This is a genomic window from Sphingopyxis sp. (assembly GCF_034380315.1).
In the GTDB taxonomy this organism is placed as follows: Bacteria; Pseudomonadota; Alphaproteobacteria; order Sphingomonadales; family Sphingomonadaceae; genus Sphingopyxis.
In genome coordinates this window covers 98,465-122,899 of sequence record NZ_JAXMPB010000001.1, presented here as the reverse complement: position 1 = coordinate 122,899, position 24,435 = coordinate 98,465, and the positions used below count along the sequence as shown (strand labels likewise).

The following is a 24,435-nucleotide window of genomic DNA, read 5'->3' as shown; positions in this document are numbered from 1 at the left end:
CGCGTCATTATTCCAAGGGCGGCGGTGCCGTGACCAGCGGCGGCCTGGCCGCCGGGTCGGCTGCGCGCGCGCTTTGCATCGCGATCGCCTCTGCCTCGATGGCCGCGATCCTTTCCTGGCGCGGCGGATGGGTCGCCGCGCGGATCAGCGGTTTCTTGTGCCTTTGCCAGAAGCGTATCGCAGCTTCGGGGGGATAGCCCGCATCGACGAGCAGCCAGACCGACAGCCGGTCGGCCTCGATTTCGGTCATGCGCACGCGCCGCGCCGACCGGTCATCGCCGAGCCTGATGCGGTGGCGCAGGATGTTGTGCGCCATCTCGTGCGCGACGACCGCCGCTAATTCGCCCTCGTCGGTGATCGAGCGGGCGAGGTCGAGGCGCAGCCGGACCAGCTTTCCGTTCGCGGCCGCCTGTGGGCCGTCGCGTTCGATCCGAAACGCGCTGGCGCATCCCGGGGTGGCGTCCAGCCGATAGATTTGCCCGGCGGTGTCGGTGATCGCGAGCGGCGCGGCGGGGTCGAGTTCGGCCAGCGCGACGATGACCGCATCGATACGAATGGTCGGTTGGTCGCTGAGCGTCGGCACCGGATCGCCGTTGATCGCGGCGATCGCCGTTCCGGGCGCGATACCGGCACGGGCGGCGGCGGAGCCGGGGGCAATGGCGGCGGCAAAGGCGCCCTCGCCGGCGCCATAAGCGTGCCGGGCCGCATCGCGCTCGTCACCCGCGAAGCGGCGAAGGTCGCCGAGCAACCATCCCGGCTGCGGTGCGAGTTCGGGACACCAGGACGCGCTGGCGACCGCGAGCCGGTGGCCGACCGCCGCCAGTCGCGCTTCCTGCATGGGCAGGTCGCCGATGTCCGACGCGTGAAGCGGAGGCGACAGCATGGCGGCGGGGAACGCGGCGATGAATATTGCCAGAAAAGGAAGTGGGCGGCGCATCGGCCGGGCATAACAATCGCGGGCTGTCGCGGCCATGAATTTCCCGGTACTGGGGCGATCGGCCCTCTTGCCTATCACCGGGCGAGCGCCGATAGGGCGGGCATGGCGCAAACTTCCGCACATGCCGCTCGTCCCGCCGCGCTCGCGCGCTGGCTCTGGCTCGTCGCCCTGCTCGTCGTGATCGTCGTCGGTGTCGGGGGAATTACCCGCCTGACCGAATCGGGATTGTCGATCACCGAATGGCGCCCGGTGTCGGGCGTGCTGCCGCCGCTCAACGAGGCCGATTGGGTCGCCGAATTCGAGAAATACAAGCAGATTCCGGAGTATAAGGAGATCAACCTTGGCATGTCGCTGGCGGCATTCAAGGCGATCTTCTTTTGGGAATGGCTGCATCGCATTCTGGGGCGGCTCGTCGGGGCGGCGATGATCGTGCCCCTGTTGTGGTTTGCATGGCGGCGCGCGATTCCGGCGGGCTATGGCTGGCGCTTGTTCGCGCTGACCTCGCTGGTCGGCCTGCAGGGCGCGATCGGCTGGTGGATGGTGGCCTCTGGCCTCGAATATCGAACCGACGTCAGCCATTTTCGCCTGGCGACGCATCTGCTGACCGCGCTGTTCCTGCTCGCGGGGCTGGTGTGGACGGCACGCGATCTTGGCACGCTCGCGCGCAATCGGCGCGCGCGCCCCGCTCGGCTGACCGCGGGCGGCTTTGGCCTTTCCGCCGTGCTGGCCGTTCAGCTGTTGCTCGGTGCTTGGGTTGCCGGGCTCAACGCGGGCTATGTGGCGAGCAGCTGGCCGCTGATGAACGATCATTTCTTTCCGCAGGGCGTCGATTGGGCTGGCGGCGCCTGGCTGGCGCTGACCAATGATCCCTTTCTGATCCATTTCCTCCACCGCTGGTGGTCGTGGGTTGCCGCGGCTGCCCTGTTGTTGCTGGCGCGCGGGCTTTGGAAAAGGGGCGCGCGAACAGAGGCGAAGCTGTTGCTCGCGGTCGTGGCCGCCCAGATGTCGCTAGGAATATGGACCGTGGTGAGCGGCATGGCGATGTGGGTCGCCGTCGCGCATCAGGTCGTTGGCGCGCTTCTGGTCGCGATCGTCGCGGCGGCGCTGCATCGCTGGGGAAGTCGGCCGGCGTAACGGACGAGGGCCGCGCCGCGGGCGCTCCGCAATGCTGCGGATCGGGACGCTGTGATGTCGGCGGTATTATAATACCCGTCAGCAAAGCCGCGCTATGCTTGACTTTGACGCTCCTAACGCGCATTGGCCCGCTCCGAAGCGCCGCCGATTCCTTTTCGGGGAAAGGCGGCGCGGTTTGTTTCCGGGGCACGGACCCAAAAGCCGCCGCCTCGTCCATCTCTTCAAGGAGCGTGCCATGAAGGCGCTGACCAAGACGACCCAGTCGGCGAATGCCGCAACGGTCGAAAAGAAATGGGTGCTGATCGACGCCGACGGTCTCGTCGTGGGCCGCGTCGCCACCATCATCGCCAATATCCTGCGCGGCAAGCACAAGCCGAGCTTTACCCCGCACGTCGATTGCGGTGACAATGTCATCGTCATCAACGCCGAAAAGGTGCAGTTCACCGGCAAGAAAATGGCCGACAAGCGCTATTACAAGCACACCGGCTATGCCGGCGGCATCAAGGAAACCAGCCCCCAGAAGGTATTGGAAGGCCGTTTCCCCGAACGCGTGCTCGAAAAGGCGGTCGAACGCATGATCCCGCGCGGCCCGCTCGGCCGCCAGCAGATGCGCAACCTGCGCATCTTCGCGGGCACCGAACATCCGCATGAAGGGCAGAACCCCGAAGTGATCGACGTCGCGTCGATGAACCGCAAGAACAAGGTGGGTGCATAATGGCCGACAACCTGAACGATCTTAAGGATCTCGCCGGCGCTGTCGAAGGCACCGTCGCCCCCGCAACCCCGGCCGCGCCGTTGCGCGAAAAGCAGGTCGACAAGCAGGGCCGCGCCTATGCGACCGGCCGCCGCAAGGACGCCGTCGCCCGCGTGTGGGTCAAGCCCGGCACGGGCAAGATCACCGTCAACGGCCGTGACCAGGAAGTCTATTTCGCGCGTCCGACGCTGCGTCTCGTCATCAACCAGCCCTTCGGCCTGACCGAGCGCGTTGGCCAGTATGACGTCATCGCCACCGTCAAGGGCGGCGGTCTGTCGGGCCAGGCGGGTGCCGTGCTGCACGGTATCGCCCAGGCGCTGACCCGTTTCGAACCCGCGCTGCGCAGCACGGTGAAGGCGGCTGGCTTCCTGACCCGCGACAGCCGCGCCGTCGAGCGTAAGAAGTACGGCAAGGCCAAGGCCCGCCGCAGCTTCCAGTTCTCGAAGCGCTAAGAGCTTTTTTCCGCCGACGGGTGGAAAAGAGAAGGGCGGTCCGGCAACGGGCCGCCCTTTTTTGTTGCCCGTGGGCAACAGTTCGTTTCTTTCGAAACCATAAGCTGTTTTGGCGACATTACACGCTTGAATGGCGTCAATTTTTACATAGCCTCTATTCCATGCCGTCCAGGGGGCTGGGCGGGAATAAATTGGACAGGGGATATTTATGATCATCAATCGGAATGCGCGTTCGTTGCGCGCAGGCCTGTTACTGTCGGCCGCGGGCGTCGGCCTTGCGATGGCGGCTCCGGCCTCTGCGCAGGATGCAACGCAAAACTCTCTCGTGAACCGCAATGGCGCCGAACTGGCGGCACATGCCGACGGATCGACGCTCGGTTTCATTTCGACGCGGATCGAAATCGAAAAACAGATCGTGATTGGCGATCCCGGAACTCCGACGACGGCGCGCGATCCGGTGAACGTCAATGGCGTCGGCCAGATGATCATCGATCAGCAAAATGGCTTTATCGGCCTGTGCACCGGGACGCTGATCAACCCCCGCGCGGTCATCTTTGCCGCCCACTGCGTCAACGGCGCGCCGGCAGGTGCCTATGGCGCGGACAGCGGCGGCAAGCCGATCGGCTTTGGATTCTCCAACAACAATAATGTCGCGGGCAACAGCGCCTTTGGCCAATGGCTGAACGGCACCGCGACCAACCCCGCTTATGCCACCAACCCCGACCAATATATGTATAATGTGAATGGCGTCGCTTATCATCCGGCGTCGCTGGAACCCGACGCGCGAAGCTTCCTTTATGGCGACGTCGCGCTGGCGTCGCTCGACACGCCGGCGGTCGGAATCCCGACCTGGGCGCTGCTGTTTTCGCCGCTGCCACAGACGGCTGGGGGTGCCGAGGGCACCGGCTATCACGTCAATATCACCGGCTATGGCCGCAATGGCACCGGCACCACCGGATCGACCGGATCGGATTTTCGCCGTCGCATCGCGACCAACATGCTGGGCGCGCTCGCGTCGATCGACGATTTCGAAGGATTTATTTTCGGCAGCGCATCGGGCGTCCTGCCGCAGAATCTGTACTGGATCGATTTCGATGACCCGCGCCGCGGCACCGCCGCTGCCGATCCGCGCGACTTCAACGCCTGGCGCGACAATCCGACCCCGACCGAAGGCACCACCGCCAGCGGCGATTCGGGCGGCCCGCTGATCCTGGATTCCACCTTTGACAAAAAGGTGGTGATCGGGGTGCTGTCGGGGGGCTATACCCGCTTTTTCAACGGTGCGCCGGCGAATGGTTATGGCACCGCCAGCTTCTATCAGCCATTGTATCTCTATTGGGACTGGATCGCGGAAAATAACCCCTATCGCTATGTCGGCAATGTGGCGGGCAACCGGAACTGGAACGACAGTGCGAACTGGGTCAGCAATCTTGATCCCAATTACCAGATCATCGGGCCCGACGGTCAGTTGGTGAACGGGGTCCCGACCGATCCAGGCGAAGGCCCGAACGGCACCGATGGCAAATTTGGCGAAGCCTGTTTCGAAGGTCCGATCGCCGGCGGCGCCAGCGACTGTTATAATTATGCGACCGACGAATATACGTCGACCATCCGGCCGATCGGAACGGGCGAAATCCGCAATGGTGCGGAGACCGCCAGCGTCGCATCGCTGACCGGAGAGGGCGGCGACCCGGCGACGTCGATCCTCGATCGCATCGTTCCGGCCGCGCAGACCGCGACCATGGCGTTGCCCGCGCCGACGATCGACAATGGCCTGCCTGGTGCAACCGGCTTTGTCCCGAACAACAGCGACGGCGACCGGCTGCAGGGTCAGATGCCCCGCTATTATGACGTGACATTGGCGGCGGCCGGTACCACGACGCTCGACAGCAATGTGACCATCGACCGGTTGACGCTGGCGGGGATCAATTCGGGGTTGACGATTGCGCAGGGCGGATCGCTGACCAGCCTGATCGAGGTCAGCCAGATCGCCGGTGCGATGACCGTCAACGGCACGCTGACGACGCTTGGCGATTATTTCATGATGCTCGGCAGTCTGCAGGGCAGCGGTACGATCAACACGCCCTATTTCACCAGCGCGTCGGGTGCGATCTCGCCCGGCAGCATGACCACCACGGGTACGCTGACCTTCAACGGCAATGTCGTGCTCAGCGACGGAACGGGCTTTTTCGTCAATCTGGGCGCCAATGGCGCCTCGGACCGGATCGCCGTCAATGCGACCGGTGCCGATGACGGCGTCGCGTCGCTGGGGGGAACCGTGCTGTTCAGCCCGGCCGGCGGCTACACCATCCGCGATGGCGATACCTATACGATCGTCACCGCAGAGGGCGGCATCGACGGTAGCTTCTCCGACGTCCAGGCGATCAGTGCGATCCTGCGCCCGACCTTCAACTATCTGCCCAATGCGGTGCAGGTGGTGATCGAGGCAGGGCTCTATCGCGACGTGGTGGCAGGCAATTCGCCCGTCCAGCGCGGCTATGCGCAGTTGCTCGACCAGAATCGCCGCAGCGGTTTTCTCGCCGATGTTTTTGGCCCGCTCGACATGCAGAATGCCGAGACGATCCAGGCGGTGCTCGAAGGCTGGGCACCGCGCGCCGAAACGCTGCGCGGATCGCTCGGGACGGTGGCGCTCGACAATATGTCGCGCTTTTATCGCGATCGCCTGCTGCGCCTCGATGCCGGCAACATGGGCGGTACGCTGGCGATCATCGGCCGGCCGGTCCAGATGGCGGCGCTCAGCATGGCAACCGTCGGCGGTGACAGCATGGCTGTACGCAGCGATGCGCAGCCGGTGATGGTGCAGCAGGGCCGCCTGCCCGAAGACACCAGCGCCTTTCTGGCCGGGGGGTATCTCGATGGCGACAGCCGCCCGATGGCGACCGCCATTCCGCTTGGCGGGCGCGATCAGTTCGATGGCTTTTACATCGCGGGGGGTATCGAAAAGGCGCTCGACGACGCGAACGTCCTGGGCTTTGCGCTCAGCTATACCGATGTAAAGGGACATAGCGGCGTCGGCGGCCAGAGCGCCAAAGGCAAGCTGTTTCAGGGCACCCTCTACGGCAAGACGCAGCTTGGCGGCGGGATCGATTTGTCGACCCAGGTCAGCGCGGGCGCCTTTGACACGCGCACGATGCGGATCGCCGACGTGGTCGGCACTCCCTATACGTTGACTGCCGACGATAGCGCGCTCGCTTTCACCGGCGAGATCAGCCTGGGCAAGGATTTCGATGTCGGCAGCATCGAAATCGGCCCGCGCGCTGCGTTGCGGGCCAGCCACATCGGCTTTTCGGCCACCAGCGAAAAGGGGGGCGGTCCGGCGCTGCGGCTTGACCGCAAGGCCTTCAACAGCTTGCAGGGCCGTCTTGGCCTGGCGCTGTCGGGCAAACCGGGCGGCAAGGTTCAGCCGTATCTCAGCGCCGATTTCGTGCATGAGTTCGACGATGAACCGGCTGCTTTCGGCGCCAATTTCGTCGGCGGGGTCGGCCCGAATGCGATTTTCGGACTTGCCGGATCGGACCGCAACTGGGGCGAAATCAGCGGCGGCATCTCCATCTCGACGGGCAATGTCGACCTGTCGATCGGCGCCGACACGACGATCTGGCGCAAGGATGTCTCGAACCAGAGCTATCGCGGGTCGGTGACGTTCCGGTTCTGAACCCGGCAATAGCGCGGAAAAAAAAGGGGGCGGTCCGGCAGCGGGCCGCCCTTTTTGGTCAGAGAAGATCGAGGCTGCCGAGCGCCAGCGCCTGGCGCGCCGGGCGTTCGGCCATCACCGCGAACATTTCGTCGCCGCGCGCCGTACGCTCGACGCTCATCGAGGCGAAGACCGCCATGAAATAGCCGCTGAGCGCTCCGACCCGATAATCGGTCCACAGGGCGGCGCGATCGGCTTCGATCCCGCGATCCGCCAGTGCGGCGATCCAGTGGTCAAAGGCGGGGTGGTCGGCGGCGGCGCGGTCGCCAGGGTCGGCGATGCTGGTCCCGACCAGATAGGCGAGGTCGGCGGCGCCGCTGCCGCGTCCCAGCGTCTGCCAATCGACCAGCCAGCAGCGGGCGCTATCGGGCGCAAACAATATATTGTCGATCCGCAGATCGCCGTGGACGAGCGTGGGGGCGGCCGGAACCCGCGCCAGATAGGCGTCGAGCCGTTCGACGAGTCCGGCACCCAGATCGAGGACGTCGGTATCGAGGCGACTGGCATAGCGTTCGCGAAAACCCTGATAGAGTTGCGGGAACAGCGTGCGGACAAGCGACCCGTTATCGCGCGCCAGCCAGTCGAGCCCATCCAGTCGGGGATCGTCCCATAAATATGCATGAAGGCTCGCCGCCGCGTCGATGCACGGGACCAGTCCGGCAAGGTCGGTTCCCGCAAGCTGGTCGCCCTGCCGAGCGGGCGCGAGATCGGACAGCAGCAGCAGAAATTCGACCTCATCGGCCGCGATGGCGTGGAAATGGCAAGCGGGAGCGGACACCCCGCTTTCCGCAGCGAGCGCGCGATACCAGTTCACTTCCTTGACATAGGTGCCGGTCAGCCTGGCGATATGGCGGCTTGCGGCGTCCTGGCTGGGGCATTTCGCGATGATGCTCGCCGGGCCTGCTCCGTCCTTTTCCCAATGAAGGGCAAGGCGATAGCTGTCGCACATCTGCCCGGTTCCGACCCGGGTGGCGGTAAAGCCCCGAAGCTGTCCCTCTGCCCCCAGCGCGGCGCCCAGCCACGCCGCGTTCATCGCGTCGGGCGCGGTCGGAAAGCTCATGTGGCGGGGTCCGTCATGCCGGTGAGCCCGGTGGGGCTATGCGGGCCGACGAACAATTGTTCGAGCACCCCGATACCGCGATGGACGCTGTCGCCATCGCCAAGTTCCGCCTCGACCAGCGCCTGTACATGGAGGGCGAGCGGATTGCCCCATTCGCGTTCCGCCGCGGTCAGCATGTCGTGCGCGACCACCGGTGCGGCGCCATGGTCGCGGCCATGGCCCCACACCGGGTGGGTATAGCCAAGCCCGCTCATCGCAAACACCGGGCCCGATGGCGTCAGCATCAATCGCCGCCCGGCGCCAAGGTCGGCGGTCAGGCGCGCGATGCGGCGGGATCCGGCTTTCCAGTCAACCGCGAACCGGGCGGCATCGAAATGACTTTCTGTCCCGTCGTCGCCGGCGATCACCGCGCGGCGGTTCCACGGCGTCCCGCCGCCATCGTCATTGCTGTGAAAGAACAGCGAGCGGCCCGAAAAATGGCACGGCGTCCACAGCCAGAAAAACTGGTTGAAATTGCCCTCGGGCGGCGGCTGCGGCTCGCTGGCGCCGACCGGGCGGATGCCCCAGCTGCGATCGCGCGTCCCCGTCCAGCCGTCGCCGACCGCGATGCGGCCGCCATCCACCGACAGCCAGCCCGACCAGCGGCCGTTCTGGGTCATCCGCGTATAATCCATGAACAGCCGGGTTCCGGTTCGCCGGATGAAGCGTGGCTCTTCGACAGGGAAATGCCGCCCGCTGAAACGCAGTTCGGCGGCGAGCGGCCCGTCGTTCGGCGCGATGCGTAGCGTGATGGTTTCCAGCGGCGCGTCGATATGGATTGCGATCGGCCCCACCGACAGGTCAAGCCGCTCGCCCCCCGAACGGCGACTGGCACGCAGATTATGCTGCACCCCGTCGACAATCGCGCAAAAGGCGGCATCGACGATACCGAGCTGGGGGTAGAAACCCATCGCCGCGGCAAAAAACACCGCCCCGTCGGGGCTGTAGCCGTTGAAGAAATAACGGTCATAGAAATTGCGGTCGGTGCCCGCAAAGGCCAGCGGCTCGCTCGTCTGGTGGACCGGAAAATCGTCGCCCTTGGTCAGCATGATCGTCATCCCGTTTTTTGTTGCAACCTAACGGGGCGGGGCGGCGCGTCAATGGACCGGCGGATCGACCGGCGGAATGGCGGCGACCGGCGCGACGGGTTCGCCGATGGCGCGCGGGGGCAGGGCGTCGGGCGGAATGTCGCTGATCTGCATGTCGGGGGTCGGCACATCGGCCAGATTGCGCACCCGCACCCCGATGCCGCCGTCCGTCACCGACAGATCGTTGAAGCTGGGCGGCGTGGACCGGATGCGCTGTGACAATGTTCCGGCGCCGATCATTCGGATTACCCCGGCGGGGGTCTGTTTTTCCAGATCAAAGGCGTCGTGGACATGGCCGGTCAGCACCGCGGCGACCCGCCGCGCGGCGAGTTCGCACAATGCCTTTTCGCCGCCGCGGGTCAGCGCACGGCCGCGCGTTCCCGCCTCGACCAGCGGATGATGCGCGGTGACGAGGATGGTCGTGCCCTGCGGCAGGGCGTCGATCGCGGCCAGCGTCCGGTCGAGCGCGCGCGGCGTCACCCACCCTTTTGACCAGTCGAAGCGCCACTGCGCGCGCGCGGTCGTTTTCAACGGCACGATGGCCAGCCCCGGAAAGTCGAGTTCGCGCTCGACCAGCCGCTGGATCCGGCGAAAGCGGCGATAGGGCCACAGAAAACGCGCGAACGGGTTGAAATAGGGCAGGTCGTGATTGCCGACCGCCACCGTCACCGGCACGTCGAGCGTTTCGATCCAGTCGCAGGCGGCGGCAAATTCGCGCCTTCGCGCGCGCATCGTGAGGTCGCCGGTGATCAGCACCGCATCGGGGCGTTCGCGGCGCACGCAGTCGCCAAACCACGCCAGCGCGGCCCGATCCTCCAGCCCGAAATGCAGATCGCTGATATGGAACAGCCGCGTCATGCCGTGACGACGAAATCGACCCGGCTCATTCCCAGCGCAAAGCGCGCGGGCGAAGCGGTTTCGGCGAGTTCCCCGTCATATTCCAGGCTGATCGGCGCGGCGCTTTCGAGGATGATCGTCTCGCCCTCGGCGACGCGCTCGCTCGGCCCGTCGCGAAAATCGCCGCCGAGCCAGGCGAGCCCATGGCGCAGCACGTCGGCGGTTCCGCCGGTTTGGATGGCATCGGCGGTCAGGCCGCTTTGGGTCGGGGTCAGGATGATCGCGGCATGTTCGGCATCCTGTCCGGCGATGCCGACGCCGGGGGCGCTCAGCATCGCCTCCAGCGCGTCGGGCGCCGCGCGGCCTGCCTCGATCAGCCCGTCCTGGCGCATCGTCTCGCGCACTTCGGCCCAGCGGGTGGCGGGTCCGGCAATGACGGTGATCAGCGCATGACCGTCCGCCGAACGGATGATCGGAATGGGCTGCCGCCGCGCACCGTTCGCCAGCACATCCTCCAATATCTCGTCCGCCGGGCGGTCGCCGTGCAGCTTTTTCGATAGCAGATTGAGCGTCCCGCCGGGCAGCGGAAGCAGCGCCCCGGCCCAGCCGGGCAGGCGCTGCGCCGCCGCATTGATCGTCCCGTCGCCGGTCCAAAGGATCAACAGATCCGCGTCGACCCGGCGCAGCGCGGCCGCGTCGGGCAGATCGGCGTCGGGCAGGATGAAGGTGTCGACGAGCGGGGCGCCGTGCCGGGTGCAGCTTTCGGTAATGGTCCGCAGCAGCGCGGGATCGTGGCTGCCGCTGGCACGGTTGCAGACGAGTGCGGGGCGAAGGAAGGAGCTGGTCATATATTTCCTACGCACGAACGCGAAAAAGGTCGCGGCGCGAGGATGCTTGTCGGCCGAGGCGCCGACCTGTAGGGCGCAAAAATCAAAGAGGGCGCATGGCAAAGGGACGGCGTTTGATCAAATTGCTCATCGCGGCGCTGCTGCTGGCCCTGTTGTTCGGCGGCGGCATTCGATGGGTCATTGCCGGTGGCGCGCGTTCGCTCGACATGGCGGACCGCCTGATCGGCAGCGGCGACGGTGCCCGGCTGCTCGTTGCCGACCAGCGCTATGGCCATGGGACGCGGCAGTATCTCGACATATGGGCGCCCGGCGGCGTGCGCGAGGGCGACCGGCTTCCCGTCGTCGTCTTTTTCTATGGCGGCGGCTGGAGCAGCGGCGAGCGCGAACATTATGGCTTTGCCGGCCGCGCGCTGGCGCAGCAGGGTTTCATCGTCGTCATTCCCGACTATCGCCTGGCGCCGCGCGCGCAATGGCCGGATTTTCTTCAGGACAGCGCAGAGGCCGTCGCCTGGACGCACGCGCATATCGGGGCGCTCGGCGGCGATCCCGACCGGATCGCGCTGATGGGGCATTCGGCGGGCGCCTATAATGCCGCGATGCTGGCGCTCGATCCGCAATGGCTGCGCGATGCGGGCAGCGATCCATCGGTCGTGCGCGGCGTTGCGGGGCTTGCCGGTCCCTATGATTTCCTGCCGCTCGAAAAGGGCGGCAGCGCCGACAGGGCGATGGGCAAGGTGCGGCCGGTCGAACGGACGCAGCCGATCGCCTTTGCACGCGGCGACGCGCCGCCGATGTGGCTCGCAACCGGTGATGCCGACACCAGGGTGCGCCCGCGCAACAGCCAGAATCTGGCGGCCGCGATCGAGCGCGCGGGCGGATCGGCGGCGCTGCGCCTCTATCCCGGCATCGGCCATACGGGGATCGTCATGGCGCTCGCACGCCCCTTTCGCGGCCGTGCGCCGGTGCTCGATGACGCCACCGACTTTCTGCGCGGCGTGACCGGCCGCCGCATCGCTCCGGCGAAGGGGATCGTGCCGTGACCCGCCCCATATCGGTGATTGTGCTGGCGGGCAGCCGTCCCGGCCCCGACCCGCTGCTCAGCGGCAGCGGCGTATCGACCAAGGCGTTGCTGCCGGTCGCGGGCGTGCCGATGCTCGTCCATGTCGTGCGCGCGCTGCGCGCCTCGCCGTTGGTCGGGCCGGTGCATATTCTGGCACAGAACAGTGCCGAACTCGCCGCCGAACCGGGGCTTGCCGGCTTCGCCGACCTGCATTTCGCCGATTCGGGGCAGGGGATCAGCAGCTCGCTCGCCGCCGCGCTTCCCGACAATGACGATCCGCTGCTCGTCACCACCGCCGACAATGTGCTGCTCACCCCCGCGATGATCGCCGAATTTCTGGACGGTGCGGCGAACAGCGACGTTGCGGTGGCGATGGTCGAGCGCGCCGTGCTGCTCGCCCGTTATCCCGAATCGCGGCGTACCTGGCTCAAATTCCGGCACGGCTGGTGGTCGGGGGCAAATCTGTTCCGGCTGCGCGGGCGCCGGGTGCTGCCGCTGCTCGATTTCTGGGGCCGGATCGAGCGCGACCGCAAAAAGGGACTGAAGATCATCGCTGCCTTCGGTCCCTGGCTGCTGCTCGGCGCGCTGCTCCGCCTTTTCACCATCGAGCAGGGGGTCGCCCGCGCCGGGCGGCGCTTCGGACTTGATGCCCGCGTCGTGCCGATGACGGCGGCGGAGGCGTGCATCGACGCCGACAAGCCCGCCGACATCATCCTGATCGAACGGATATTCGCGGCGCGCGGATGATCTGCCGCGTCTGGTTTTTGTGGAAACCGCGCGCGCGGGGCCCTAGGGAGCCGCTATGAGCATCGACAAAGCCATCATCCTGTCGGCCGGGCAGGGATCACGCCTGTTGCCGCTGACCCGCGACATCCCCAAATGCCTGATCGAATTTGCGGGCCGCAGCCTGATCAGCTGGCAGGTCGCGGCGCTGGCCGCCAACGGCATCAAGGACATCGTCGTCGTCACCGGCTTTCGCACCGAACGGGTCGAAGATCACGCGCTGCAGCTCTACCGCGACACCGGCGCGCGGGTCCGCACGCTGTTCAATCCCTTTTTCCAGGTCGCCGACAATCTTGGCACCTGCTGGATCGCGCGCGAAGAAATGGACCGCGATTTCATCATCCTCAACGGCGATACCATCGTGTCGGACGAGATCGTCGGGCGGCTGATCGAAGGCGCCAAGGAACCGATCACCGTCACCGTCGACGTCAAGACCGACTATGACGATGATGATATGAAGGTGAACCGCGATGGCGAAGGGCGGCTCCACGCGATCGGCAAGCGGCTGCTGCCTCCCGACACCAATGCCGAATCGATCGGCATGCTGGCCTTTATCGGCGACGGCCCGGCGATCTTTCGCAACCAGGTCGACCAGATGATGCGCACCCCCGACGGGGTCGAGCGCTGGTATCTGCGCGCGATCGACATCATCGCCAAGGGCAACCGGGTCGGCACCGTGTCGATCGAGGGGCTGGGCTGGCAGGAGGTCGATTTCCCCCAGGATGTCGAGGCGGCCGAGGCGTTGACGGCGCGCTGGGCCGCCGAAGGGCGCTATGCGAAATAGGCTTTGAGCCAGGCGGCGAGTGCCGCCACCTGATCGGCATCGAGTTTGACCGCCTGGCCAAGGTCGGGCTGCCCCGGCCAGCCCGCGTCGGCGACCGTCACCCCGGCACCCGTCCGCTCGCCCTCATAGCGGGGCAGAACGTGGAAATGGACGTGCGGATCGACCATCATCAGCATCAGATAGTTGATCTTTGCATAGCCGGTGGCGGCCGACAGCGCCGCCTCGATCGCCGCCGTCACTGGCTTGAGCTCGGCGTGCGCGGCGGCGGGCAGATCGCCAAAGGCGGTCGCGTCGGACTTGGCGGCAACCACCAGCGCGCCGAGCGTCGGCTGCGCCGGGCGCAGCAGCACGGTCCAATGCGCATAGTCGGCGATCAGCGTCGCGGGATAGCCGAATTTTTCGATGGTCGCGTTCATGGGGTCAGCCCTCCTCCATCCAGCTGACGATCGGGCGGCGCGCGCGGCGCGCGGCATAGGCCTGCGCCAGCCGCACCGCATGGACGATCAGCGACAGGACGGTCCACCAGGCGAGGATGATCAGCCCGATGTCGGGGCGCCCGGCGAGCAGCGAGGCGAACAGGATCACCATATTGGGATTGCGCCGCGCGGTGATCAGGCGGAACTGGCTGTCGAAGCGCTGCCAGACATGGATGTCCATGCCGAAGTCCTTGAGGAACAGCCCTTCGATCACCCGCTGCAGAATATAGCCGGCGATCACCGCGACCATCACCAGGGTGAAGGTCTGGGTCGACAGGGCAAGCCCCCAGGCGGCGAGGCCGACGCCCCAGAAATACCACCAGAAAGGCGGATGGATCAGGTCGACGCCATGGTCGGCGACATTGCCCCATTTTGACGAGGTGATCGTGCAGCGGGCAAGCTTTCCGTCGACCGTGTCGAGCACCATGAAGGCAAAGCCCGCGAGCATCCCGGCCCAATAATGGCCATAGGCAAAGAGGTAGGTCGCATAGATGCAGAGCGTCGCGCCGATCGCCGTGACCATGTTCGGGGTCATGCCGATGCTCGCCGCGCCGCGCGTCAGCCACAGCGCGAGTTCGGGCCACAGATATTTGGTGAGCAGGTCGGTGACGCCCTTATAGGCGCCGAAATAGCTTTTGCGTTCGATCTCGCGCCGCGTTTCGGGGGTCAGCCGCTGGATGAAGGGACAGTCGAGCTTGCGCAGCTGGCGGTTATAGATTTGCGGATTGTCGCGATAATCGAGGATATCGACGGCATCGCCGGCCCCGGCAAGGTCGGCGGGGGTCATGCCGTCCACCAGATGCGCCATCACCAGCGTGCCGCCGTCGGTCACGGCCAGCCCGGGCCGCGCCACGACATGGCGCAGCCACACCGGATCGAAGACATAATCGAGATTGACGAAAAGCTGTGCGCCGGATGCGTGGCTTGGATTCGCGAGCCCTTCCGCTTTGGCCATGCGCCGCAGACGCTCTGTATTGGACAGACCCCATATCGGGGTTGAGTTTTCGCCGAAAGGATTAAGAGCGGGTGGAGAGGTAGCGTCGATCATGTCTGCGCGTTCTTATCGTCTGGGCTGTCCTTTGCAAGAAAGCGTAGAATCGCCTCGCCACCGCGCTTTGCGGCACCCGCCGGGTCGCCACCAATTGATTCTCGAAGACGCTTGCGTTGTAAATCAATGTAATCTGAGTGGCGCATGGGCGCGCGATCGAGCGCTGGACTCAGCTCCGCGAGATCATCGAGCACGTCGCCCAGCGTCCAGAATAGATAGTCAGGATCGCCCTCCCATGCCGACCGATGGGCGTTCAGGAAAATGCACGGGCGTGGCGTCCCTAGAAACTCATATACTTGGCTGCTGACGTCCCCGATATATATGTCCGCTCCGGTCGTGTAACTCATGTCAAACAGCCGGTCAGAAGTCAGGTCGATTAAGATTCGGTTTGGTATCGCAAGCCGTTCGACGCTGGCGCGTTCGGCTGCGTTTGCTTCGGCGAACAAACGGATATGCGGCGCGACGACTAGATTATAGCGCTCCTGACCCGCGAACCACGCGATCAATTCGTGACCGAAACGATCCCATGAGGAGAGCGAACGGCGAAAATGCGGCGCATATAAAACTGTCGGTCGATCGTTGTCGAACAAGGGGGCGCGGCGTTTTTGCATCCGCGTCATCAGGTCGAGCTTTACATAACCACTGACTGCGTAATGGTCGCGACGGATCGTCCCTGCCTCGAGCAGGCGTTTTTCACTTTTTTCGCCCGCGACGAGCACGAAATCGAAATAGCGGTCGCGCGGATCAAGCATGATCGCCCGGTCGCCCGCTCCATGCGGCGTGAAAATCAGCTTTGTGCGGTGTGGAAGAAAGTGGCGGATCGCTGTGGTCGTACGTTCGGGTACGACAATCGCATCGAACTCGCGCAGGAAGCGCAATGCACCGATCAGCAGCGGTAGGCGTGCATTGCGTATAATTCCGGCAGCACGCAGCCATTGCGCTGGGCCGCGCTGACCAAGCAACGTGACGTGTGGTGTAAAGTCCGGATAGACGTTCGCGACCTGCTGGACCATCCGCAGATGGTCGGTGCTGGCGACGGCAATTTCCACGTTCCGGCCCTGTGAGGCCATTTCTGCGGCGATGGGCAGGGAATGGAAGATCTGATGGGGTTCGCCGATAAACAGGAAAAGGATGCGCATTGCCAAGCCTTGTTGAACCGGATTTCTCTTACATGCCATGCGGGCGATGGCTAGCTTGCTTCTCAGTCGGGAAAAACGTCCGTTTCGAAATCGGCAAGGTGCCAGCCGTTTTTCCTGGCAAGGCGTGCCAGCTTTTCGCCGCGTCCGACCAGCCAGGCTTCGTCTGCAAGCGCGAAGGTCGGTGCATCGCTGGGGTGATCGGAATAAAAGCGGATATGGCGTGCGCCCTGCGGCGTATGGGTATCGAGCCATTCGGCGACCCGCCGCGCCTTTTCGGCGCCATAGCAATTGGGGCCGTCGAGCGCGGGCAGCCAGTGGCTGTCGGCATTGCGCCGATGGCGCGAGGCGACGACGGCGTCAAAGCCCAGCGTCGCGGCAATCGCGCCGGCATAAAATTCGGGCGCGGCGGTTGCCATCAACAGGCGATAGCCCTCGGCGCGGTCGCGGTCGACCCGGGCGCGGGCGCCCGGCGGGACATCAGCCGGTACCCGCCATGCCGCAAAGCGTTCGGCCAGGTCGGCGGTGCGTCCGGCGGGCAGGTGCGAACCCAGCATCAGGCGGATGGCGATCGGCTTGAACCGGTCGCGCCCGAACAGGTGCAGCGCGTGGCCCGCCCCGGCGAGCAGTAGAAGCGGGGTCAGCAGCAATCGCCACGGCGCGCCGGTCCACGCCGCCCACAGCAGGAACAGGGTGAAGGTCGGCCGTCGCAACAGCGTGCGGTCGAGGTCATAGACCGCGATCCGGTGCACGGCGTTCATGCCGCGTGGCTTTCGAACAGGCGCAGGCGCCGCCCCGTCTTGCCCAGCGATGCGCGGTCGGCATGGGGCAGCGCAAAGCGCAGCGCCGACCAGATGGCGCCCAATGCGATCACGAGGATCAGCGGCAGGGCGGCGGCATCGGGCAGGCGGCTAGCCATCAGCGCCGCCGCGCCGCCGATCAGCGTGACGGCGCCGCCGCGCAGCGCCACGCCGGGGAATTGGCGGTCAAAGGGGTGCAGCCTTTCGGCCACGGCGAGTTGCAGCATCGGGATGCCCGCCATCACGATCAGGCCGATACCCATCGCCAGCGTTACGCCGGTCAGGGCGTCCATATGGCCGTCGATCAGGGCGCCGACCACGATCGCGGCCAACACGCCGAAGAGGCTGGCGGTCAATTGGTGTCGGAAAGCCGCCACGACCTGAAGGACGGGGACCGAAATGCCGAGGACGGCTTCGGCGGCGCGCGCGAACAACAGGATGACGAGCGCCGGTTGTGCCACCTGGGCTCCGGCTCCGAACAGGCCGAGCAGCGGTTCGCTTCCCGCCGCGAGCACCGCGGCGAGCGGCAGGGCGATCGCCGCGATCAGCCGCATCGCATAGGCATAAATGTCGGCGACCTGCCGCCGGTCGCGCCGCTCCGCACTCGCCGCGAGGGGCGCAAGCACATAGGCAAAGGACATGCGGACAAGCTGCACCACGCTCGACAGCTTGCGCGCAATGGTGAACAGCCCGGCCGCCGTCGCGCCGGCGGCGCCCGTCAGCATGATGTTGAGGATCAGCGTCGGCGCATCGCCGAACAGGCGGCCGATGATGTTGGACGGCAGCACCGACAATCCGGCCCAGAAGGTGTGGCGCGCGGTTTCGCTGCCGCGCGGCGCGCGCCACATATCGGCGAGGCGGTAATAGCGCGCGAGCATCCGGACCGAGAGCAGCGCGGTCGCTGCGAGCGAGCAGAGATGGGCGAGGAACAGGCCGGTAAGCCCGAAACCAAGCAGGTAGAAGGCGACCGCGAAGACCAGTCGCATAATCTGTTCCCAGACGATGCGCAGGCGGATTTCCGCCCCGAACACCATGCGTGCCCGCATCGCAGAGGTGGCGATCTCGACAAAGGCCCATAGCGGCAACGCCCAGACGAAAAGCTGGATTGCCGGGACGAGCAGCGGCCGGTCCTTGTCGGCGACATTGAGCATCGGCGCGAGGTCGGCGGCAAAGGCGGCGATCAGCGCCGCGACGATGACGCATGGGCCGACGCCGAAGACCAGCGCGGTGCGCAGCGCCGCCGCGGCTTCGGTGTCGTTCGCCGATTGCGGGACGGTGCGCTGCATCGCGCTGGTCATGCCAAGGTCGAAGATATTCTCGAGCAGGTTCACCGCCGCCCACAGCACCGCATAGAGGCCATAGCCGGCAAGCCCGAACATCAGTACGTAAAGCGGCTGGGCGACGATCTCGACCACCGCGCCGAGCCGTGCAAGCACGGTGGTTCCCAGCCCGCGTGCGACGTGGCGGCTGGTGACGGCGGACTGGGCGGCGTCTTCGCTCATGGCAGCGCCCCTAGAGCATTTCCGGATAAAGTGGGAACGGCTTTTTACGGGGCGATCGGGCACCGCGATCGGGCGATTTCCTGTGACAGGCCCCTTGTCGTTGCCCGCAATCGGGTCTAGTCAGCCCGCGATTGCATAGGGGAGCCCCGCGACATGGCCGAATTCCGCCTGCCCAAGAACAGCCGCCCGCAAAAGAAGGGCAAGGTCCACAAGGCCGAGGGCGCGGCGAACGTGAAGACGTTCAAAGTTTATCGTTACGACCCCGACAGCGGTGAAAATCCCCGCTTCGACACGTTCGAGATCGACACCGCCACATGCGGCCCGATGGTCCTTGATGCGCTCATCAAGATGAAGAGCGAGCAGGATTCGTCGCTGACCTTCCGCCGTTCGTGCCGCGAGGGCATTTGCGGCAGCTGTTCGATGAACATGAACGGCAAGAACGGGCTCGCCTGCACCACCGCGATCGAGGATCTGAAGGGCGAAGTGACGATCACCCCGCTGCCCGCGATGGACGTGATCAAGGATCTGGTCCCCGATTTCACCCATTTCTATGCGCAATATGCGTCGATCGAACCCTGGCTGAAGACCAAGACGACCACCCCCAGCGGCAAGGAGCGGCTGCAGTCGCCCGCCGAGCGCGAAAAGCTCGACGGTCTTTACGAGTGCATCCTTTGCGCCTGCTGCTCGACCAGCTGCCCCAGCTATTGGTGGAACAGCGACAAGTTCCTGGGCCCGGCGATCCTGCTTCAGGCTTATCGCTGGCTCGCCGACAGCCGCGACGAATATACCGGCGAGCGCCTCGACGAGCTGGAAGACCCCTTCCGCCTTTATCGCTGCCACACCATCATGAACTGCGCCAACGCCTGCCCCAAGGGTCTGAGCCCGGCGCGCGCGATTGCCGAAATCAAGAAGATGGAAGCCGAGCGGCAGGTTTGATGGTGGCCGACGCCCCCAGCGGCACCGGCCCGGCGGACGCGCATCGATGAACGACGGGATCGAGGAGCCGAAGCGCCGCGAAAATTTCAGCGCAGAGGCGCTGGACGATGGCTGGGTCAGCTGGAACCTCAAGGATCCGACCCGCTTCAACAGCTTCATCGAACCGCTGTCGGTACGCGCCGAGGCACCGACCCCCGACGGCCGCCCGCGCGCCCGGGTGCGGATGCTGCCCGAGCGCAAGCACAGCAATCTGGGCGACAATGTTCATGGCGCGGTGACGCTGGCGCTGGTCGATATCGCGCTGTTCGCGGCATCGCATCAGTTCGGCGCGCTCGATGCCGGCCATTCGGTGACGCTCGACCTGTCGACCCAGTTCGTCGGCGCCGGCCGCGTTGGCGAACCGCTCGATGCGGTGGTCGAACTGGTGCGCGAGACGGGGCGGTTGATCTTCCTGCGCGGGCTGGTCGTCCAGGGCGCCGAGGACGGCCATATCGTGCTGAGTTTCGCCGGGACGATCCGCAAGGCGAGCCCGCGCCGCTGATGTCGGTGCTGGCCCATTATGATGCGCTGGTGACGGCCGGGGAATTGAAACCTGATGCCGAACAGCGCGCCGCTGCGGTGCGGCTCGATCAATTGCAACGGGAACTGGAAGCGGCGCCGCCGCGCGGCAGCCTGCTGTGGCGGATCACGGGGCGCAAGCCCGCGCCGCCACGCGGCGTCTATCTTTGGGGTGCGGTCGGGCGCGGCAAGTCGATGCTGATGGACCTGTTCTATGACGCGCTCGGCATCCAGCGCAAGAAGCGCGTCCATTTCCACGCCTTCATGCTCGACGTCCACGCCCGCATGCGCGAGATCCGCAAGACCGAAAGCGGCGATCCGATTCCGCAGGTCGCCGCCGCGCTGGTCGAAAATGTCCGCTGCCTCGCCTTTGACGAAATGGTGGTGAACAACAGCGCCGACGCGATGATCCTCTCGCGCCTGTTCACCGCGCTGATCGAGCGCGGGGTGACGGTGGTCGCGACCTCGAACCGCCCGCCCGGCGATCTTTACAAGGACGGGCTCAACCGTGAGCATTTCCTGCCCTTCATCGCGCTGATCGAGGACCGGCTCGACGTGATGAGCCTCAACGGTCCGACCGATTATCGCCGCGACCGGCTTGGCGACGGCGCGCGCTGGTTCGTCCCCGCCGACGATGCGGCGAGCGCTGCGCTCTCGGCCGCCTTCTTTCGCCTCACCGATTATCCGCCCGAGGACCGGGGGCATGTGCCCTCGCTCGACCTCGATGTCGGTGGCGGTCGAACGCTCCATGTTCCCAAGGCGCTGAAGGGCGTGGCGGTCTTTTCGTTCAAGCGATTGTGTGGGGGCGCGCGGGGGTCGGCCGACTATCTGGCGGTGGCGCGCCATTTCCACAGCGTCATCATCGTCGGCATCCCCCGGATGGGCCCCGAAAACCGCAACGAAGCCGCGCGTTTTGTCACGCTGATCGATGCGCTCTACGAATATAAGGTCAAGTTGCTCGCCAGCGCCGCAGCGGAGCCAGATCAGCTCTATGTTGCGGGCGATGGCGCCTTTGAGTTCGAGCGGACCGCGAGCCGCCTCGCCGAAATGCAGTCGGATGATTATCTGGCCCTGGGCCACGGCCCTGGTGAGGAGGGGGGCTAGAGGTTCGGCTTACGCGAGCGCCAGGAGGATGCCGCCGGCGGCCTTGCCCCAACGCGAGGTGTTGAGCGTAACAGAGACGATGCTGCGGATATAGCGCACCTCATGGAGCAAATGCCCTACCGCCTGTTCGCCCACGCGGCGCAGCGTGCGTAACGGCCGCGGCGCTGCGACCGCAATGGCCCCCGGATCGGCGGGCGGTTCGGGAAGATCTGCAAAGCCGCTGGTGCTGATGCGCGCATCGTTCGCGATAGTGCGGCAGAGCGCTTCCATCCGTGCAATGGCGAGCCGGTTCGGTGCTTCGCGGTCGCGGCTCAGCAGTTCGAAGCTGTGACTGAACGCCGAAAACTGGGCCGCTCCATTTCGTGCGGCATGGTCCAGCGCATCGCGCATCTCTTCCTCGGACATGGCGCAAAGCTGGGCGGGGCGGAAACTGTCGGCGCGATCCATCACGCCGCTCACCGGGACTTCGCAAATGCCTTGGTGATGGCGCATGCCGATATTGTCGCGATCGAGGCTGATCCTGCAGCCATGCCCCAGATAGGCGCCATTGAAGCTACTGTCGTAGCGAAAGCCGAGCGCGGTCAGCGCACGCAGCGTGTCATCATTGGCGCCGAAGTTTCCGGCACGAAAGGCGGTTGGTGTTGGCGCGCCCGCGCGCATCAGCATGTCGCGGGCCAGGCCGATAAGCTTTTTCTGTGCGCTGCGCGAGAAGTCGCCGATATTGCGCCCGGTCATACGGCCCACCGGATTGAAGCGCGCGAAGGCGAGCCATTCGGTGTGAATGTGCAATTGCACTTCATGGCCGCGCTCGACGATCGGTTGGACAATGTCGCGAATGATCGCGGGCCCGTAAACGAGCGCGGGCATCGGATCGACGAAAAAGACTCCCGTCAGCCCATGGCGTTCGAGCATGTCCATCTGGAAAACAATACCGAAATCGCCCTCGCGGCAGCGACCAAGAATCGAGCTTTCAAAATTGGCGCGCGGATCGACCCCCCGCTGGTGCAGACCGGCTGATAATTCAGTGTCAAAGCTGATGATCGCGCGCGTCACGTGCGCAGATTAATAGCAGGTGGATAAGGGATGGTTAATCGATGATTGCGATATGCCGTTCGTCGTTTGCGACGTTCGGGGTGGCATTTTTCGGCATTAATGCTGCTGCGAACTATTAGCAAAAATAGGCGGATTTTCGTCCTTTTGACGGTTGTTTCCTTCGGGGAATCGGCGTAGGGGCAACGCCAGTCTTGGGATCGCCGTGGGGCTGTGGCCCGTGCCTCCGCCGGTCTGTGAACCAAATTGCCGGGCTTGCCAGGAAGGGAGTGCCGCGCGCCATGGGACGCAAGAAGATCGCATTGATCGGAGCCGGGAATATCGGCGGAACGCTAGCGCTGCTCGCGGCGCAGAAGGAGCTGGGCGACGTCGTGCTGTTCGACGTCGTCGAAGGCGTGCCGCAGGGGAAGGCGCTGGACCTGTCGCAGGTCGGCCCGATCGCCGGTTTCGACGCGAAGATCACCGGCTCGAACGATTACAAGGATATTGCGGGCGCCGACGTCATCATCGTCACCGCCGGTGTCGCCCGCAAGCCGGGCATGAGCCGCGATGACCTGCTCGGCATCAACCTCAAGGTCATGAAGTCGGTGGGTGAGGGCATCAAGGCGAACGCCCCCGACGCCTTCGTCATCTGCATCACCAACCCGCTCGACGCGATGGTGTGGGCGCTGCGCGAATTTTCCGGCCTGCCGCACAACAAGGTCGTCGGCATGGCCGGCGTGCTCGATTCGGCGCGCTTCAGCCACTTCATCGCCGACGAATTCGACGTGTCGGTGAAGGATGTGAACACCTTCGTCCTCGGCGGCCATGGCGACACGATGGTCCCCGTCGTCCGTTACTCGACCGTCAACGGCATCCCCGTTCCCGACCTCGTCAAGATGGGCCTGTCGTCGCAGGACAAGATCGACGCGATCGTCAAGCGCACCCGCGGCGGCGGCGGCGAAATCGTCGCGCTGCTCGGCACCGGCTCGGCTTTCTATGCGCCCGCCGCATCGGGCATCGCGATGGCCGAAGCCTATCTGGGCGACCAGAAGCGCATCCTGCCCTGCGCCGCCTATGTCGACGGCCAGTACGGCCTCGACGGCCTCTATGTCGGCGTGCCGGTGCTGATCGGTGCGGGCGGCGTCGAGAAGATCGTCGAGATCGAACTTGATGCCGAAGACAAGGCAGGCCTGCAGGTGTCGGTCGACGCGGTCAAGGAACTGCTCGACGCATGCAAGAATCTGGATTCCAGCCTCGCATAATAGTCTGTGTCCCTGCGAAGGCAGGGACCCATCACCTGCCCTTGAAATGTCCGGCGGCGGGTGGTCGACAAATCTGGAGATGGGCCCCTGCCTCCGCATGGGCACGAGAAACGGAACGAAATCCATGAGCATCCTTATTGACAAGAATACCAAGGTCATCACGCAAGGGATGACCGGTGCCACCGGCACCTTCCACACCGAACAGGCGCTCGCCTATGGCACGCAGATGGTCGGCGGCGTGACGCCGGGCAAGGGCGGGACGACGCACATCGGCCTGCCGATGTTCGACACCGTGGCGGAGGCCAAGGCGACGACGGGCGCGACCGCGTCGGTCATTTATGTGCCGCCGCCGTTCGCCGCCGATTCGATCCTCGAGGCGATCGACGCCGAGATCGAGCTGATCGTCGCGATCACCGAAGGCATTCCGGTGCTCGACATGGTCAAGGTGAAGCGCGCGCTGACGGGTTCGAAATCGCGCCTGATCGGCCCCAACTGCCCCGGCGTGCTGACCCCCGGCGAATGCAAGATCGGCATCATGCCCGGCAGCATCTTTTCCAAGGGCAGCGTTGGCGTTGTCTCGCGCTCGGGCACGCTGACCTATGAAGCGGTGTTCCAGACCACCAATGCGGGCCTTGGCCAGACCACTGCGGTCGGCATCGGCGGCGACCCCGTCAACGGCACCAATTTTATCGACGTGCTCGAACTCTTCCTCGCCGACGAAGCGACCAAGTCGATCATCATGATCGGCGAAATCGGCGGCGATGCTGAGGAGCAGGCGGCGCAGTTCCTGATCGACGAAGCCAAGCGCGGCCGCAAAAAGCCGATGGTCGGCTTCATCGCGGGCCGCACCGCGCCTCCGGGCCGCCGCATGGGCCACGCCGGCGCGATCGTGTCGGGCGGCAAGGGCGATGCCGAAAGCAAGATCGCCGCGATGGAAGCCGCCGGCATCACCGTGTCGGCAAGCCCGTCGGAACTCGGAACCACGCTGGCCGAAGTGCTCAAGGAGCGCGTCTGATCGACGCGCGTCCCTCCCTTTCCGGTGCCTCCCGTGAAAGCGGGGGCGCGGCGTCCCTGTTTTCGAGCAGGGCGC

General features: G+C 65.4%; 23 protein-coding genes. 12 read left to right on the top strand and 11 right to left on the bottom strand.

All coding sequences use genetic code 11. The features are described 5' to 3' along the window. Positions 1–7 precede the first annotated feature (7 nt). The gene (locus U0S50_RS00605; RefSeq protein WP_322306811.1) at positions 8–973 is read right to left on the bottom strand and encodes a M48 family metalloprotease; all 966 of its coding nucleotides are present in this window, start codon (positions 971–973) and stop codon (positions 8–10) included. A gap of 66 nt (positions 974–1,039) precedes the next feature. Between U0S50_RS00605 and U0S50_RS00600 the strand changes: the two genes are divergently transcribed. From U0S50_RS00600 to U0S50_RS00585, 4 genes are all read left to right on the top strand, one after another. Beyond that, positions 1,040–2,071, top strand: coding sequence for a COX15/CtaA family protein (locus tag U0S50_RS00600; protein ID WP_322306810.1), 1,032 nt, complete (start codon positions 1,040–1,042; stop codon positions 2,069–2,071). Positions 2,072–2,306: 235 nt separating this feature from the next. Then, positions 2,307–2,786: a 50S ribosomal protein L13 gene (rplM, locus tag U0S50_RS00595; RefSeq protein WP_322306809.1), complete on the top strand. Its 480-nt coding sequence runs from the start codon at positions 2,307–2,309 to the stop codon at positions 2,784–2,786. Beyond that, positions 2,786–3,277 (top strand): 30S ribosomal protein S9, encoded by a 492-nt coding sequence (rpsI, locus tag U0S50_RS00590; protein ID WP_322306808.1) that lies wholly within the window; start codon positions 2,786–2,788, stop codon positions 3,275–3,277. Before rplM ends, rpsI begins: the two co-directional genes overlap by 1 nt. A gap of 208 nt (positions 3,278–3,485) precedes the next feature. Continuing rightward, the gene (locus U0S50_RS00585) at positions 3,486–6,953 is read left to right on the top strand and encodes an autotransporter domain-containing protein (RefSeq protein ID WP_322306807.1); all 3,468 of its coding nucleotides are present in this window, start codon (positions 3,486–3,488) and stop codon (positions 6,951–6,953) included. 58 nt (positions 6,954–7,011) lie between these two features. Here the strand turns inward: U0S50_RS00585 and U0S50_RS00580 are convergent, their stop codons facing one another. Genes U0S50_RS00580 through U0S50_RS00565 form a run of 4 tightly spaced genes read right to left on the bottom strand, consistent with a single transcriptional unit; the run spans position 7,012 to position 10,864 of the window. Further along, positions 7,012–8,052: an aminoglycoside phosphotransferase family protein gene (locus U0S50_RS00580; protein WP_322306806.1), complete on the bottom strand. Its 1,041-nt coding sequence runs from the start codon at positions 8,050–8,052 to the stop codon at positions 7,012–7,014. Beyond that, a complete protein-coding gene (locus U0S50_RS00575) occupies positions 8,049–9,149 on the bottom strand; it encodes a hypothetical protein (RefSeq protein WP_322306805.1) in 1,101 nt (366 codons plus the stop codon). Before U0S50_RS00575 ends, U0S50_RS00580 begins: the two co-directional genes overlap by 4 nt. Before the next feature lie 39 nt (positions 9,150–9,188). Beyond that, complete coding sequence (locus tag U0S50_RS00570) at positions 9,189–10,037, bottom strand: metallophosphoesterase (protein ID WP_322306804.1); 849 nt, start codon at positions 10,035–10,037, stop codon at positions 9,189–9,191. Continuing rightward, entirely contained in the window at positions 10,034–10,864 is an 831-nt protein-coding gene (locus U0S50_RS00565; protein ID WP_322306803.1) for a diacylglycerol/lipid kinase family protein, read from the bottom strand. Before U0S50_RS00565 ends, U0S50_RS00570 begins: the two co-directional genes overlap by 4 nt. A gap of 95 nt (positions 10,865–10,959) precedes the next feature. On the opposite strand from U0S50_RS00565, the gene U0S50_RS00560 reads away from it, so the two are divergent. The 3 genes from U0S50_RS00560 to U0S50_RS00550 are packed head-to-tail and all read left to right on the top strand — an operon-like array spanning position 10,960 to position 13,491. Further along, positions 10,960–11,904 (top strand): alpha/beta hydrolase, encoded by a 945-nt coding sequence (locus tag U0S50_RS00560; protein ID WP_322306802.1) that lies wholly within the window; start codon positions 10,960–10,962, stop codon positions 11,902–11,904. Beyond that, positions 11,901–12,671 (top strand): nucleotidyltransferase family protein, encoded by a 771-nt coding sequence (locus tag U0S50_RS00555; RefSeq protein ID WP_322306801.1) that lies wholly within the window; start codon positions 11,901–11,903, stop codon positions 12,669–12,671. The genes U0S50_RS00560 and U0S50_RS00555 overlap by 4 nt, the downstream gene beginning before the upstream one ends. A 55-nt stretch (positions 12,672–12,726) precedes the next feature. Beyond that, positions 12,727–13,491: a phosphocholine cytidylyltransferase family protein gene (locus U0S50_RS00550; RefSeq protein WP_322306800.1), complete on the top strand. Its 765-nt coding sequence runs from the start codon at positions 12,727–12,729 to the stop codon at positions 13,489–13,491. On the opposite strand, the gene U0S50_RS00545 is transcribed toward U0S50_RS00550, so the two are convergent. The 5 genes from U0S50_RS00545 to U0S50_RS00525 form a co-directional block, all read right to left on the bottom strand. Continuing rightward, positions 13,479–13,907 (bottom strand): HIT family protein, encoded by a 429-nt coding sequence (locus U0S50_RS00545; protein WP_322306799.1) that lies wholly within the window; start codon positions 13,905–13,907, stop codon positions 13,479–13,481. The genes U0S50_RS00550 and U0S50_RS00545 overlap by 13 nt on opposite strands. 4 nt (positions 13,908–13,911) lie before the next feature. After that, positions 13,912–15,015: a CDP-alcohol phosphatidyltransferase family protein gene (locus U0S50_RS00540; protein WP_322306798.1), complete on the bottom strand. Its 1,104-nt coding sequence runs from the start codon at positions 15,013–15,015 to the stop codon at positions 13,912–13,914. Continuing rightward, positions 15,012–16,154, bottom strand: coding sequence for a CDP-glycerol glycerophosphotransferase family protein (locus U0S50_RS00535; RefSeq protein ID WP_322306797.1), 1,143 nt, complete (start codon positions 16,152–16,154; stop codon positions 15,012–15,014). Before U0S50_RS00535 ends, U0S50_RS00540 begins: the two co-directional genes overlap by 4 nt. Positions 16,155–16,216: 62 nt before the next feature. Then, positions 16,217–16,912, bottom strand: a complete 696-nt coding sequence (locus U0S50_RS00530) for an HAD-IB family phosphatase (RefSeq protein WP_322306796.1) — start codon at positions 16,910–16,912, stop codon at positions 16,217–16,219. Beyond that, positions 16,909–18,453 carry an oligosaccharide flippase family protein gene (locus tag U0S50_RS00525; protein WP_322306795.1) on the bottom strand — a complete coding sequence of 515 codons (1,545 nt, stop codon included), beginning with the start codon at positions 18,451–18,453 and terminating at the stop codon, positions 16,909–16,911. Before U0S50_RS00525 ends, U0S50_RS00530 begins: the two co-directional genes overlap by 4 nt. 153 nt (positions 18,454–18,606) lie before the next feature. On the opposite strand from U0S50_RS00525, the gene U0S50_RS00520 reads away from it, so the two are divergent. Genes U0S50_RS00520 through zapE form a run of 3 tightly spaced genes read left to right on the top strand, consistent with a single transcriptional unit; the run spans position 18,607 to position 21,051 of the window. Beyond that, entirely contained in the window at positions 18,607–19,389 is a 783-nt protein-coding gene (locus U0S50_RS00520; RefSeq protein ID WP_322306794.1) for a succinate dehydrogenase iron-sulfur subunit, read from the top strand. A 46-nt stretch (positions 19,390–19,435) separates the two neighbouring features. Next, a complete protein-coding gene (locus U0S50_RS00515) occupies positions 19,436–19,930 on the top strand; it encodes a PaaI family thioesterase (protein WP_322306793.1) in 495 nt (164 codons plus the stop codon). Beyond that, on the top strand, positions 19,927–21,051 hold the full coding sequence (gene zapE, locus U0S50_RS00510) for a cell division protein ZapE (protein WP_322307266.1): 1,125 nt from the start codon (positions 19,927–19,929) through the stop codon (positions 21,049–21,051). Before U0S50_RS00515 ends, zapE begins: the two co-directional genes overlap by 4 nt. Before the next feature lie 9 nt (positions 21,052–21,060). Here zapE and U0S50_RS00505 read toward each other — a convergent pair whose 3' ends face one another. Further along, a complete protein-coding gene (locus U0S50_RS00505; protein WP_322306792.1) occupies positions 21,061–22,104 on the bottom strand; it encodes a hypothetical protein in 1,044 nt (347 codons plus the stop codon). Between the two features lie 278 nt (positions 22,105–22,382). Between U0S50_RS00505 and mdh the strand changes: the two genes are divergently transcribed. After that, entirely contained in the window at positions 22,383–23,345 is a 963-nt protein-coding gene (gene mdh, locus U0S50_RS00500; RefSeq protein WP_322306791.1) for a malate dehydrogenase, read from the top strand. A gap of 124 nt (positions 23,346–23,469) precedes the next feature. Then, on the top strand, positions 23,470–24,360 hold the full coding sequence (sucD, locus tag U0S50_RS00495; RefSeq protein ID WP_322306790.1) for a succinate--CoA ligase subunit alpha: 891 nt from the start codon (positions 23,470–23,472) through the stop codon (positions 24,358–24,360). The last annotated feature ends 75 nt before the right edge of the window (positions 24,361–24,435 follow it).

Bases quoted from the DNA above. Each gene is read 5' to 3' on its own strand.
- rpsI (WP_322306808.1), top strand. From the start codon at position 2,786: ATGGCCGACAACCTGAACGATCTTAAGGATCTCGCCGGCGCTGTCGAA.
- mdh (WP_322306791.1), top strand. From the start codon at position 22,383: ATGGGACGCAAGAAGATCGCATTGATCGGAGCCGGGAATATCGGCGGA.
- U0S50_RS00520 (WP_322306794.1), top strand. From the start codon at position 18,607: ATGGCCGAATTCCGCCTGCCCAAGAACAGCCGCCCGCAAAAGAAGGGC.
- U0S50_RS00580 (WP_322306806.1), bottom strand. From the start codon at position 8,052: ATGAGCTTTCCGACCGCGCCCGACGCGATGAACGCGGCGTGGCTGGGC.
- U0S50_RS00565 (WP_322306803.1), bottom strand. From the start codon at position 10,864: ATGACCAGCTCCTTCCTTCGCCCCGCACTCGTCTGCAACCGTGCCAGC.
- U0S50_RS00545 (WP_322306799.1), bottom strand. From the start codon at position 13,907: ATGAACGCGACCATCGAAAAATTCGGCTATCCCGCGACGCTGATCGCC.
- U0S50_RS00550 (WP_322306800.1), top strand. From the start codon at position 12,727: ATGAGCATCGACAAAGCCATCATCCTGTCGGCCGGGCAGGGATCACGC.
- U0S50_RS00525 (WP_322306795.1), bottom strand. From the start codon at position 18,453: ATGAGCGAAGACGCCGCCCAGTCCGCCGTCACCAGCCGCCACGTCGCA.
- U0S50_RS00575 (WP_322306805.1), bottom strand. From the start codon at position 9,149: ATGACGATCATGCTGACCAAGGGCGACGATTTTCCGGTCCACCAGACG.
- U0S50_RS00600 (WP_322306810.1), top strand. From the start codon at position 1,040: ATGGCGCAAACTTCCGCACATGCCGCTCGTCCCGCCGCGCTCGCGCGC.
- U0S50_RS00605 (WP_322306811.1), bottom strand. From the start codon at position 973: ATGGCCGCGACAGCCCGCGATTGTTATGCCCGGCCGATGCGCCGCCCA.
- U0S50_RS00540 (WP_322306798.1), bottom strand. From the start codon at position 15,015: ATGATCGACGCTACCTCTCCACCCGCTCTTAATCCTTTCGGCGAAAAC.
- U0S50_RS00560 (WP_322306802.1), top strand. From the start codon at position 10,960: ATGGCAAAGGGACGGCGTTTGATCAAATTGCTCATCGCGGCGCTGCTG.
- U0S50_RS00515 (WP_322306793.1), top strand. From the start codon at position 19,436: ATGAACGACGGGATCGAGGAGCCGAAGCGCCGCGAAAATTTCAGCGCA.
- sucD (WP_322306790.1), top strand. From the start codon at position 23,470: ATGAGCATCCTTATTGACAAGAATACCAAGGTCATCACGCAAGGGATG.
- rplM (WP_322306809.1), top strand. From the start codon at position 2,307: ATGAAGGCGCTGACCAAGACGACCCAGTCGGCGAATGCCGCAACGGTC.
- U0S50_RS00585 (WP_322306807.1), top strand. From the start codon at position 3,486: ATGATCATCAATCGGAATGCGCGTTCGTTGCGCGCAGGCCTGTTACTG.
- U0S50_RS00530 (WP_322306796.1), bottom strand. From the start codon at position 16,912: ATGAACGCCGTGCACCGGATCGCGGTCTATGACCTCGACCGCACGCTG.
- U0S50_RS00570 (WP_322306804.1), bottom strand. From the start codon at position 10,037: ATGACGCGGCTGTTCCATATCAGCGATCTGCATTTCGGGCTGGAGGAT.
- U0S50_RS00535 (WP_322306797.1), bottom strand. From the start codon at position 16,154: ATGCGCATCCTTTTCCTGTTTATCGGCGAACCCCATCAGATCTTCCAT.